This is a genomic window from Achromobacter aegrifaciens (assembly GCF_902859965.1).
In the GTDB taxonomy this organism is placed as follows: domain Bacteria; phylum Pseudomonadota; class Gammaproteobacteria; order Burkholderiales; family Burkholderiaceae_B; genus Achromobacter; species Achromobacter aegrifaciens.
In genome coordinates, this window is sequence record NZ_CADIKO010000005.1 from 76,876 (window position 1) to 88,724 (window position 11,849).

The following is an 11,849-nucleotide window of genomic DNA, read 5'->3' on the forward strand; positions in this document are numbered from 1 at the left end:
TTTCGTCGCTCAAGTGACAAAATATGGTGACAAAATACGCAAACCAGCCCTGAGCCGCCCAACTCATCCTTATGCCGGAAGTGACACGCATGCCCGCCCGACTCCTTTTGCCCGACCCCGCCCGCAGCGTCAATCCGCAGGACTACCAGCACCGGCCGCGCGCCGTGACGGCCATGGCCAAGGAATTCCTGCCAGGCACCCGCACGGGCACCCACTCGCATCCGCGCGCGCAACTGGTCTACGCGGTCGAAGGCGTCATGCGCGTCACCACGCCCAGCGGCTTCTGGGCCCTGCCGCCGCTGCGCGCGCTGTGGGTGCCGGCGGGCGTGCCGCATGGCGTGGACATGGTGGGCGCGGTGTCCATGCGTTCGCTCTATCTCGAAGCCGAGACCGCCCGCGGCTACTGGCCGCAATGCCAGGTGGTCGAGGTCGGCGGCTTGCTGCGCGAGCTGATCCTGGCGCTGACCGCCGAACCCATCGACTATCCGCTGGATGGCCGCGCCGGGCAGGTCGCCGCCCTGCTGCTTTCCGAGCTGGCCGCCGCACGCGTCGCGCCGCTGCAGATCCCCTGGCCGCGCGACCGGCGTCTGCAGACCATCTGCGCGGCGATCCTGGACGATCCGGGGCTGCAGCGCGGCATCGAGGACTGGGGCGACGAAGTCGGCGCCAGCGCCCGCACGCTGATCCGCCTGTTCCAGGCCGAACTGGGGCTGAACTACCGGCAGTGGGTCCAGCAGGTCCGGCTGGCCGAGGCGGTGTGCCGGCTGTCGCAGGGCGTGCCGGTCGCGCGCATCGCCGCTGACCTGGGCTACCGCAGCGCCAGCGCCTTCTCGGCCATGTTCCACCGTGCGCTGGGCGCGCCGCCCCAACGCTACCTGAACAATGGCTGACGCCTGCAACCGGATTTGCCGTCACTCGCGACGCAATTCATGTTTAGTTACTGAAACCTTATGACCCTCTGGGCGGTCCATCGTGTTCTGCCCTAGAATCGCCTGCAATGAGCACCCCCCAGCAATCCTCCGCCACCCCGGGCGGCAAACCGGGCCTCCCCTGGAAACGCATTCTCGTCAAGGCGGGCGTAGCCGCCGGCGGCGTCGCCGTGTGCGGCGGCATCGCGCTCGGCCTGGCGCTGGCCCTGGCCTGGCCCAGCCTGCCCGACCTGCACGCCATGACGGACTACCGTCCGCGGGTGCCGCTGCGCATCTATACGGCGGACAAGGTCCTGATCGGCGAGTACGGCGAAGAGCACCGCAACGTGCTGCGCTTTGACGAGATCCCGCCCGTGATGCGCCAGGCGGTGCTGGCAGCCGAGGACGACCGCTTCTACAGCCACGGCGGCGTCGACTGGATGGGGGTGGCGCGCGCGGTCGTGACCAACCTCGTCAAGGGCTCCAAGAGCCAGGGCGGCAGCACCATCACGATGCAGGTGGCGCGCAATTTCTACCTGTCGTCGGAAAAGACCTATTCGCGCAAGTTCTATGAATTGCTGCTGACGTTCAAGATCGAATCCGAGCTCTCCAAGGACCAGATCCTTGAGCTCTACATGAACCAGATCTACCTGGGCCACCGCGCCTATGGTTTCGCGGCCGCCTCGCGCACCTATCTGGGCAAGCCCCTGTCGGACGTCACGCCGGCCGAGGCCGCCATGCTCGCCGGCATCCCCAAGGCCCCGTCGCGCTTCAACCCCATCACCAATTTCCCGCGCGCCGAGATCCGTCAGCACTACGTGCTGGGCCGCATGAAGACGCTGGGCTATCTCACGCCCGAACAGGCCGACGAGGCGCTCAAGCAGCGCCTGACGATTCGCGGCGCGGACGGCGCCAGCGCGCGCGGCTTCGCGATCCACGGCGACTACCCGGCCGAACTGGCGCGCCAGCTCATGTACGGCGTGTTCCAGGAACAGACCTACACCAAGGGCATCGACGTCTACACCACCATCGATTCCAAGGACCAGGAAGCCGCCTACCGCGCCGTGCGCGACGGCGTGCTGGACTACACGCGCCGCGCCGTGTATCCGGGCCCCGAGGACCAGATCGACCTGCCCGAGGGCGTTGAAAAAGACCCGGCCGCGCTGGATGAAATCCTCGACGGCGTGCAGGAAAAGACGCCTGACAGCGAAGACCTGCTGACCGCCGTGGTGCTGGCCGCCAGCCCCACCGAAGTGACGCTGGCGCGCAGCGCGCGCGACATCATCACCATCAGCGACAAGAAGGCGCTGGCAGTGGTGGCGCGCGCGCTCAACCCCAAGGCCAGCGACAGCCAGCGGCTGCGCCGCGGCTCGGTCGTCTACATCCACAAGAACGGCGACAGCTGGGAAATCATCAACATGCCGACGCTGCAGGCGGCGCTGGTCTCGATGGTGCCCCAGGACGGCGCCGTGCGCGCCATGATCGGCGGCTTCGACTACAACCGCGGCGGCTTCAACCGCGTGACGCAGGCCTGGCGCCAGCCCGGCTCCAACATCAAGCCCTTCGTCTACGCGGCGGCGCTGGAACGCGGCCTGACCCCGGCCACGCAGATCTCCGACCAGCCCTTCATGCTGACCGCGGAGCAGACCGGCTCCAAGGCCTGGCAGCCCAAGAACGACGGCAACAAGTACGAACCCATGCTGACGCTGCGCCAGGGCCTCATGCGGTCCAAGAACATGGTGTCGATCCGCATCCTGCAGGCCATCTCGCCGCAATATGCGCAGGACTACCTGACCCGCTTCGGCTTCGACAAGTCGCGTTGGCCGGCCGTGCTGCCGCTGGCGCTGGGCGCGGGCGGCGCCACGCCGCTGCAAGTGGTCAACGGCTACAGCGTGTTCGCCAACGGCGGCTACCGCGTCACCCCGTATCTGGTGGACCGCGTCACCGACCGCTCGGGCAACGTGCTGATGCAGGCCCAGCCTGTCGTCGCCGGCGACGCCCTGGCGCGCGCCATCGATCCCCGCACCGCCTGGGTCATGGACGACATCCTGCGCGGCGTCACGGTCAGCGGCACCGCCGCCCGCGCGCACCAAGTGCTCAAGCGCAACGACATCGGCGGCAAGACCGGCACCACCAACGAGGCCGTGGACGTGTGGTTCTCGGGCTTCACGCCCAGCCTGGCCACCACCGTCTGGATGGGCTTTGACCAGCCCAAGTCGCTGGGCACCAACGAATTCGGCAGCGGCCTGGCCCTGAGCACCTGGCTGGACTACATGCAGCCGGCCTTGAAAGGCGTGCCCGAGGCCAAGCCCGCGCCGCGGCCGGACGGCCTGATCGTGGACAACGGCGAATACTATTTCTCGGAATTCCCGCCGGGCCAGGCCGTGGCCTCGCTGGACCTGTCCTCAGGCGACGCGTTGACCGATTTCCTGAACAACAACCGTTCGACGGACGGCGTGGACACCTCGGTCAAACCCCTGCCGCCCGGCGGCGGCGCAATGCCGCAAAGCAGTCCGGCCCAACCGCCGGTGGCCCTGCCGGTTCCCGTGGCCCCCGCGGGCGGCGCGCCGGCAGGCAACGCGCCGCCTGCCATCCCGCCCATCCCCGTGCCGCGCGTGGACGCCGACACGCCCGCCCGCGCCAGCGCCGTCAGCGGCGCCGGACCGGTGGCCGCCCGGCCGCTCTGACCGCGGCCGGCGCCGGCCGCCGGGAATCCAGGCCTGGCTATTCCTGCTCCGCGAGTTCGGTCACGACCTCGCGTGGCCAGGCCCGCAGGGATTCCAGGTCCAGGAAGGTGAAGTAGCCGGATTTCCAGCCCTCGGTATCGATGTGGTAGACGTTGCCCAGCAGCAGCGGCGCCGGCACCGGCGTGTGCCCGGCCACCACTGCCCGCACCCCGCGGATGCCGGTGCGGTCCATCTGCCGCAGGCGGTCGCGCGACCACTGGCAGGCGGCGCTGGTGCGCCGGTAGCGGTCCTGCAAGGCGGATTCCAGCCGCGGCCAGAACAGCACCGGGCAATCCGCGTGCAGCAGCCCCACGGCGCCGTCCAGGGTTTCGACCTCGATGGCAATGGGCAATTGCGCGAAAGCCTCGGCAAAGACCTGCTGGCGATCAGAAGGCAGGTCCAGGAACCAGCCGCCGCCGTAGCCGCGCCAGTTGTCCACGTCCACCTGCCCCGTGCGCACGTGGCGGATCGCGTAATCCTCGTGATTGCCCTGAACCGCGTGGAACCACGGCCGCGCCAGCCACTCCAGCGCGGCCTCGCTTTCCGGCCCCCGGTCCACCAGGTCGCCGACCGAAAACAGGCGGTCCCGGGACGGGTCGAAGCCCAGCTCGTCCAGGCTTTCCTGCAGGCGGGAAAAATGCCCATGCAGGTCGCCCACCGCGAAATCGCGGCCTAGCTCGTTGCGCGGGACTTTGAGAAAACGCTGCTCCATGATGATCCGGGGGCTACCACTGGTTGATGCTCGATCCCTCTTTTTAACCCGCTTTCACGCCGCTCCGTCTGTCCCCCTTTGCCCCGCCGTGGTCAAAATTTGGTTACGAGAATCGATATTATTCGCGATAATATTCAGTTTTCCCCAATCCGCGCCTGCAAGGGCCCCGCCCTCCCCCATGACTGCCGCGTCCACCATCAAAACCTGGTATCTGGTCCATAAATGGACCAGCCTGGTCTGCACGATCTTCCTGCTCGTCATCTGTCTTACCGGCTTGCCGCTGGTGTTCCACCACGAGATCGAACACTGGCTCGACGACGGCAAGCCGTTGTCCGACGTCCCTGCCTCGACCCCGCGCGCCAACCTGGACAAGCTGGTCGACAGCGCCCGCGCCATGTATCCGGGCGAGGTCGTCGACTATCTGTTCTTCGATCCCGACGAACCTCAGGTCTATGTGGGCATGGCGAAAACGCCCGGCGACGGCCAGGTGTCCGGCCACGCCGTGCGCATGGACGCGCGCACCGGCGACGTGCTGCTGGACGGTCCGCTGTACACGGAGGACAAGTTTTCCTTCATGGGCATCATGCTGGCGCTGCACGTGGACCTGTTCGCGGGCCTGCCCGGCGAGTTGTTCCTGGGATTCATGGGGCTGCTGTTCTGCGTCGCAATCGTGTCCGGCGTGGTGCTCTACGGCCCCTTCATGAAAAAGCTGGAATTCGGCACGGTGCGCGCCTCCCGCTCCACGCGCCTGAAGTGGCTGGATCTGCATAACCTGCTGGGCATCGTGACGCTGGTCTGGGCCTTCGTGGTGGGCGTGACCGGCGTGATCAACGAACTCTCCACGCCGCTGTTCCGCCTGTGGCAGTCCACCGAACTGGTGCGCATCCTGGAACCCTACAAGGGCCAGAACGTACCCACCGAGCTGGCCTCGGCCCAGGGCGCCGCCGACACGGCCAGGAAGGCCCTGCCCGGCAACGAGGTGTCGTTCATCGCCTTTCCCGGCAATGCCTTCGGCAGTCCCCACCACTACATCACCTGGATGCGCGGCGACACGCCGCTCACCTCCAAGCTGAACACGCCCGTGCTGGTGGACGGCAAGACCGGCGAACTGACCACCGTGGCCAAGATGCCCTGGTACCTGACCGCGCTGGAACTGTCGCGGCCGCTGCATTTCGGCGATTACGGCGGCATGCCGCTGAAGATCATCTGGGCGCTGCTGGACGTCATTACCATCATCGTGCTGGTCAGCGGCCTCTATCTCTGGCTGGCCCGCCGCCGCGCCACCGAGGCGCGCATCGCCGAACTCGTGCGCAAGCACCAGGCCGCCGCCATCCCGAAAAGGACTCCCGCATGAGCAAGACGGCCCGTGGTTTCATGTTTGTCTGGGGCGCGCCGATCCTGCTGGGCGTGCTCAGCGTGTTCGGCCTGCTGGCCGCCTTGCTGGGCACGGGAGGCTGGCACTGGGCGTCCTGGATCGCCCTGGCCATCCTGCTGGCGGTCATCGTGCGCTACTGGGTATTCCCGCTGCAGCGCTAGGCGCGACCGCCAGTTCCGTGCCGGCGTGCGGCATTATTTGCCGAAGGTCTCGGGGTCCGGCCCCAGGCGCGCGCCTTCCTTGATGCCGTCGATGGCGGCCATGTCGGCCGCCGACAGTTCGAAGTCAAAGACGTCGATGTTCTCGCGGATGCGGGCGGGCGTCACCGACTTCGGGATCACGATCAGATCGTGCTGCAGATGCCAGCGCAGCGTCACCTGGGCGGGCGACTTGCCGTGCTTCCTGGCCAGTTCCAGGATGACCTTGTCCTTGGCCACGCCGCCCTGGGCCAAGGGGCTCCATGACTCCGTCGCGATGCCGTGCTTGGCGTGGAAGGCCCGCAGCGCCTGCTGCGTGAAGCCTGGGTGCAGTTCGACCTGGTTCACGGCCGGCGTCACGCCGGACGCGTCGAGCAGCCGCTCCAGGTTGGCCTGGGTGAAGTTGGACACGCCGATCGAGCGCGCGCGGCCGTCTTCCTTCATTTCGACCATGGCCTTCCAGGCGTCCAGGAACTTCGTGCTGCCGGCCACGGGCCAGTGGATCAGGTACAGGTCCACGTAGGCCAGGCCCAGCTTTTCGAGGCTCTCGTCCATGGCTTTATGGGCCTCGTCGTAGCCGTGCCTGTCGTTCCAGAGCTTGGTCGTGACGTACAGATCCTTGCGCGCCACGCCGGCCGCGCGCAAGCCCGCGCCCACGCCAGCCTCGTTGCCGTAGATGGCCGCAGTGTCCACCGAGCGGTAGCCTGCCGCCAGCGCCTCTTTCACGCTTGCGGCGGCCTGATCGTTCGGCACCTGCCAGACGCCCAGGCCCAGCTGGGGAATCTTGCCGCCGTCGTTCAATTGCATTGCCGGTACTTTCGCCATAAGACCCTCCGTAGCTTGCGACGCGACGTCCGCGCGGCGAATATGCGCCGGGTCGCGCAACCAAGGGGCAGCCAGGCTTCATCCTTGGTTGAGACAGTAAAGAACGGGCCCGCCAGGCTGCGCCCGAGTCACCATGCCGGATTGAAAACCCCCGGGAGAGGTCTACACATCCCAGGGGTCGTGAGGCCGATATTACCCCCAGAGCCGCAAAATCCCTGAATCCCCTCTGCCTAAGCAGGCGTTTCCGCCCCTGGGCGCGGTGCTGCGGCAGAATTGCAGCGTGTGGCCGATAATGCGCTTCCGACGGCCCGACGGCCCATGCATCCCCCCAAGACCATGAACGCTCCTGACACGCGGCCCGAGCGCCGCGGCGGCTTTTCCACCCTGCGCACGCTCTTTCCCTACCTCTGGCCGCCCGGCGAGACGGGCCTGAAAACGCGGGTGATCGCGGCCCTGCTGTGCCTGTTCGCGGCCAAGGTGGCCACGGTCTATGTCCCCCTGCTGTACAAGCACGCCATCGACGAGCTGGGCCAGGGCGCCCCGGGTTCCGTCACCGTGCCGCTGGGCCTGATCCTGGCCTATGGCACGGCCCGGGTGCTTTCGCTGCTGTTCTCGGAACTGCGCGACGCCATCTTCGCGCGCGTCGGGCAGCACGCCATCCGCGCGGTTGGCCTGCAGGTCTTTCGCCACCTGCATGCGCTGGCGCTGCGCTTTCACCTGACGCGCCAGACCGGCGGCCTGAACCGCGCCATCGAGCGCGGCACCAAGGGCATCCAGACCCTGCTGTCGTTCCTGCTTTTCAGCATCCTGCCGACCTTCTTCGAAATCGGGCTGGTCTGCGTGGTGCTGTGGAAGATGTTCGACATCTGGCTGGCGCTGGCCACGGGCGCCACCGTCACGCTGTACATGGCGTACACGCTGCTGGTCACGGAATGGCGCGCCAAGTTCCGGCGCCAGATGAACGAAACCGACTCCGAGGCCAACACCAAAGCCATCGAGAGCCTGCTGAACTACGAAACGGTCAAATACTTCGGCAACGAGGAACACGAAGCGCGCCGCTACGACGCGTCGCTAAAGCGCTATGAACGCGCCGCCGTGCGCAGCCAGGTCAGCCTGTCCATCCTCAACATCGGCCAGGCCGCCATCATCTCGGTGGGCCTGACCCTGGTCATGTGGATGGCCGCCACCGGCATCGCCGAAGGCCGCTACACGCTGGGCGATTTCGTGCTGGTCAACACCTACCTGCTGCAGCTGTACCAGCCGCTGAGCTTCTTCGGCTTCGTCTACCGCGAAATCAAGCAGGCCATCATCGACATGGAGCGCATGTTCGAACTGCTGGGACAGGACCGCGAGGTGGCCGACCGGCCCGATGCCCAGCCCCTGCGCGTGGCGGGCGGCGCGGTGGAGTTCCGCGACGTGCATTTCGGCTACGACGCGCGCCGCCCCATCCTGAAGGGCGTCAGCTTCACCATCCCCGCCGGCAGGACCGTGGCCGTCGTCGGTACGTCCGGCGCCGGCAAATCGACCATCGCGCGCCTGTTGTTCCGCTTCTACGACGCCGACGGCGGCGCGATCCTCATCGACGGCCAGGACGTGCGCAACGTGACGCAGTCCAGCCTGCGCGCCGCGATCGGCGTCGTGCCGCAGGACACCGTGCTGTTCAATGACACCATCCTCTACAACATCGGTTACGGCCGCCCCGGCGCCAGCGAGGAAGAGATCCAGGCGGCGGCGCGCCTGGCCCACATCCACGATCTGATCATGGCCATGCCGGACGGCTACCAGACCATGGTGGGCGAACGCGGGTTGAAGCTGTCCGGCGGCGAGAAGCAGCGCGTGGCGATCGCCCGGACCATCCTGAAGAACCCGCCCATCTTCCTGTTCGACGAAGCCACCAGCGCCCTGGACACCCACACCGAACGCGAAATCCAGGCCAATCTGCGCGAAGTCAGCCAGGGCCGCAGCACGCTGATCATCGCCCACCGCCTGTCCACGGTGGCGGACGCGGACGAGATCATCGTGCTGGCCGAAGGCCGCATCGTCGAGCGCGGCCGCCATGCCCAACTGCTGGCGCAGGACGGCATCTACGCCGGCATGTGGGCCCGTCAGCAGCAAAGCGCCCTGACCGGCTCGCCGGATTGACAAGCCCGCGCCCCTGTCCGAACATCGCACCCTTTGATTTCCAGGCCCACCATGCAGGATTCAGCCCCCGTCCCCGCCGTCCGCGTCTGCGCTTCCTCCGACCTCGCCAACGGCGGCCTCGGCGTGAAGATCCCCGTGTCAGATGCCGCCGGCCGCACCACGGCCTTCTTCGTGCGCTACCAGGACCGCGTGCACGGCTATCTGAACCGCTGCGCCCACGTGGGCGTGGAACTGGATTGGGAAGGCAGCTTCTTCACCCGCGCCGGCGACCTGATCATGTGCGCGCGCCACGGCGCCACCTACCAGCCGGACACCGGGCTATGCGTGGGCGGCCCCTGTAAGAACGGCCGCCTGACCGTGCTGACGGTCGAGGAACGCGAGGGCGCGGTCTACTGGCAGCCGGCCGGCAAGATCCGCCCTTTGGAAGATACGCCCGCCTAGGGGGCTACGCTCAAGCAAGAGACTTCAAGCCCGCGCCGCCGCCGCTTCAGCCGGCGCCTGCCGCTCCGCGTAGCGGCGCGCCAGCACCGCGCAGACCATCAGCTGCATCTGGTGGAAGATCATCAGCGGCAGCACTACCACGCCCATCTGCGAGGTGCCGAACAGCACCGTGGCCAGCGGAATGCCCGAGGCCAGCGACTTCTTCGAGCCGCAGAACACCAGCGTGATCTCGTTTTCCTTGGACAGCCCCAGCTTGCGGCTGCCCCAGGTCGTGACCAGCAGCACCGTTCCCAGCAGCAAGGCGTTCACCAGCACCATGGACGCAAGGTCGATGGCCGGGAACGCGTGCCAGATACCCTGCGCCACCGCCTCGCTGAACGCCGTGTAGACGGCCAGCAGGATGGAGCTGCGGTCCACTTTCGACAGCGTGCGGTTGTTGCGCTGGGCCCAGGCGCCGATCCAGGGCCGCAGCAGGCTGCCCACCGCGAACGGCAACAACAGCTGCAACAGGATGCGGCCGGCGTCGGCCAGCCCATGGCCTCCGCCCTGGCGGTGCAGCAGCACCGCCACCAGCAGCGGCGTCAGCACGGTGCCCAGCAGGTTGGAAGCCGTGGCCGCGCAGATCGCGCCCGGTACGTTGCCGCGCGCCATGGAGGTAAAGGCGATAGACGACTGCACGGTGGAAGACAGGGTGCAGACGAACAGCACGCCCAGCCACAGCGAAGGCGTCAACAGGCCGGGAAACAGCGCCCGCAGGCCCAGCCCCAGCGCCGGAAACAGCAGGAAGGTGCAAGCCAGGATCAGCGCGTGCAGGCGCACGTCCTTCACGCCAGCCACGATGGCGTCCGTCGACAGCCTGGCGCCGTGCAGAAAGAACAGCAGCGAAATGGCGATGTTGCTGGCCACGGTCATGAACGCCGCGCCCTTGCCCACGGCAGGGAAAAAGCTGGCGAAGACCACCGTGGCGATCAGGATGAGCGTGAATTGGTCGGGCAGGAAGCGGCGCATGGCAAAGATTTCCGTAGGGATTGCGGAAACTATAGGCACGGCGCTTGCCATCGTGAAGCCCACTGGGTACTTTAACTGTCATCGGACTTTCCTATGACCAGGCCGCTATGCTCAATCCCTTGTGGCTCAAGACCTTCGCCGCGGCCGCCGCCGCGCCCAGCTTCACCGAGACCGCCCGGCGCCTGGGCCTGACCCAGCCCACGGTCAGCGAACACATCCGCCAGCTGGAACAGGCCTTGAACCGGCGTCTGTTCCAGCGCGACACGCATTCGCTCGCGCTCACCAGCGACGGCCGCAGCCTGCTGGTGCATGCGCAGATCATCCTGGACGCGCACGAGCGGGCCGAGCGCCTGTTCGACGCGCCGCGCCTGCGTGGGCGCGTGCGCCTGGGCACCTCGGACGATCTGGCAATGGGACCTCTGCCCGACGTGCTGGCCGCCTTCCGGCTGGCCCACCCGGAGGTCGAACTGGACCTGACCATCGGCGTCACCAGCGAGCTCTACAAGCTGCTGGACGACAACGGCCTGGACGTCATGATAGGCAAGCGCCGCAAGGGCGACCGCCGCGGCCAGACCCTGCACAAGGAAGCCCTGCTGTGGCAGGCCAAGGAAGGCCTGCGGGTGGCGCCGGACGAACCGCTGCCGCTGATCCTGCTGCGCGAACCCAGCGTGACCCGCGGCCTGACGCTGGACGCGCTGGCCCGCGCCGGCCGCAGTTGGCAGATCGTCTGCACCAGCACCAGCTATGCGGGCTGCCAGGCGGCCGCCCGCGCCGGCCTGGGCATCACGGTGCAGCCTTCGCACCTGTCCACGCTCGGCCTTGCCGCGCCAGCAGGCGCCGCGCAACTGCCCGCGCTGCCGCAGGTGGAATTCATCGTGATCTCGGCGCCCGCGCCCAACAAGCCCACGCGCGCGCTGACCGAGATCCTGATGCGCAGCACGCTGACTTGAGGCCTTTGCTTATTGCGCCGCCGAGCGGGTGTGCTGCACGCGGCCTTCCAGCGGCTGCGGCTGCTTGAGCAGGTTCAGGATCGGGCACCATTGCTCCACCGCCTCATGCACGGCGCGCACCGCGCTCTCGTCGGCCGGCGACACGATGTGCGCGGTATAGCGGATGTTGTGCGGAAAGAATGGCACCTGCTCATAGCCCGGCTTGCCGCCGCGCGGGTCCAGGTCGCCTTCGATCTCCACCTGCAGCGACTCCAGCGGCAATTCGAGTTCGGCCGCCTTGATCAGGAAGATATGCGTCAGGCAACTGCCCAGCGATCCCAGCAGCAGCTCGGGCGAACTCGGTCCCAGGTCATAGCCCGCGAAATCCGCGGGACTGTCGCTGACCACCTGGTGATCTCGGATCCGGATTCGGCGCACGCCGCTGCGGCCTTCGGCGCTGACCTGTGCGCGCAATTTCACCGGCGTCACGGTGTGCGGATCGCGCGCGTTGCGCGCCAGCACGGCCTCGCGTTTCTGGCCCAGGTATTCGTTCAACGTACTCATGTTGCAGACCTCGCTTGGGGTT

11 protein-coding genes are annotated in these 11,849 nt (G+C 67.4%); 7 read left to right on the forward strand and 4 right to left on the reverse strand.

From position 1 onward, the window contains the following. Positions 1 to 89: 89 nt before the first annotated feature. On the forward strand, positions 90 to 890 hold the full coding sequence (locus HV793_RS27965; RefSeq protein ID WP_054458295.1) for an AraC family transcriptional regulator: 801 nt from the start codon (positions 90 to 92) through the stop codon (positions 888 to 890). A gap of 107 nt (positions 891 to 997) precedes the next feature. After that, positions 998 to 3,595 (forward strand): penicillin-binding protein 1A, encoded by a 2,598-nt coding sequence (locus HV793_RS27970; RefSeq protein WP_175214296.1) that lies wholly within the window; start codon positions 998 to 1,000, stop codon positions 3,593 to 3,595. Positions 3,596 to 3,632: 37 nt separating this feature from the next. On the opposite strand, the gene HV793_RS27975 is transcribed toward HV793_RS27970, so the two are convergent. Then, complete coding sequence (locus tag HV793_RS27975; RefSeq protein WP_054458206.1) at positions 3,633 to 4,346, reverse strand: metallophosphoesterase; 714 nt, start codon at positions 4,344 to 4,346, stop codon at positions 3,633 to 3,635. A 178-nt stretch (positions 4,347 to 4,524) separates the two neighbouring features. On the opposite strand from HV793_RS27975, the gene HV793_RS27980 reads away from it, so the two are divergent. Then, entirely contained in the window at positions 4,525 to 5,700 is a 1,176-nt protein-coding gene (locus HV793_RS27980) for a PepSY-associated TM helix domain-containing protein (RefSeq protein ID WP_054458207.1), read from the forward strand. Beyond that, positions 5,697 to 5,882 carry a hypothetical protein gene (locus tag HV793_RS27985; protein WP_054458208.1) on the forward strand — a complete coding sequence of 62 codons (186 nt, stop codon included), beginning with the start codon at positions 5,697 to 5,699 and terminating at the stop codon, positions 5,880 to 5,882. Before HV793_RS27980 ends, HV793_RS27985 begins: the two co-directional genes overlap by 4 nt. A 33-nt stretch (positions 5,883 to 5,915) precedes the next feature. Here HV793_RS27985 and HV793_RS27990 read toward each other — a convergent pair whose 3' ends face one another. Further along, the gene (locus tag HV793_RS27990; protein WP_054458209.1) at positions 5,916 to 6,743 is read right to left on the reverse strand and encodes an aldo/keto reductase; all 828 of its coding nucleotides are present in this window, start codon (positions 6,741 to 6,743) and stop codon (positions 5,916 to 5,918) included. Positions 6,744 to 7,079: 336 nt separating this feature from the next. Here HV793_RS27990 and HV793_RS27995 point away from each other — a divergent pair, with 336 nt between their 5' ends. Both HV793_RS27995 and HV793_RS28000 read left to right on the forward strand, forming a co-directional pair. Further along, on the forward strand, positions 7,080 to 8,885 hold the full coding sequence (locus HV793_RS27995) for an ABCB family ABC transporter ATP-binding protein/permease (protein WP_054458296.1): 1,806 nt from the start codon (positions 7,080 to 7,082) through the stop codon (positions 8,883 to 8,885). A gap of 51 nt (positions 8,886 to 8,936) precedes the next feature. Beyond that, positions 8,937 to 9,326: a Rieske (2Fe-2S) protein gene (locus HV793_RS28000; protein WP_054458210.1), complete on the forward strand. Its 390-nt coding sequence runs from the start codon at positions 8,937 to 8,939 to the stop codon at positions 9,324 to 9,326. Between the two features lie 24 nt (positions 9,327 to 9,350). Here HV793_RS28000 and HV793_RS28005 read toward each other — a convergent pair whose 3' ends face one another. Then, entirely contained in the window at positions 9,351 to 10,334 is a 984-nt protein-coding gene (locus tag HV793_RS28005) for a bile acid:sodium symporter family protein (RefSeq protein ID WP_054458211.1), read from the reverse strand. Positions 10,335 to 10,441: 107 nt separating this feature from the next. Here HV793_RS28005 and HV793_RS28010 point away from each other — a divergent pair, with 107 nt between their 5' ends. Then, on the forward strand, positions 10,442 to 11,284 hold the full coding sequence (locus HV793_RS28010; protein WP_054458212.1) for a LysR family transcriptional regulator: 843 nt from the start codon (positions 10,442 to 10,444) through the stop codon (positions 11,282 to 11,284). Positions 11,285 to 11,293: 9 nt separating this feature from the next. Here HV793_RS28010 and HV793_RS28015 read toward each other — a convergent pair whose 3' ends face one another. Beyond that, positions 11,294 to 11,827: an OsmC family protein gene (locus tag HV793_RS28015; RefSeq protein ID WP_054458213.1), complete on the reverse strand. Its 534-nt coding sequence runs from the start codon at positions 11,825 to 11,827 to the stop codon at positions 11,294 to 11,296. Between the last annotated feature and the right edge of the window lie 22 nt (positions 11,828 to 11,849).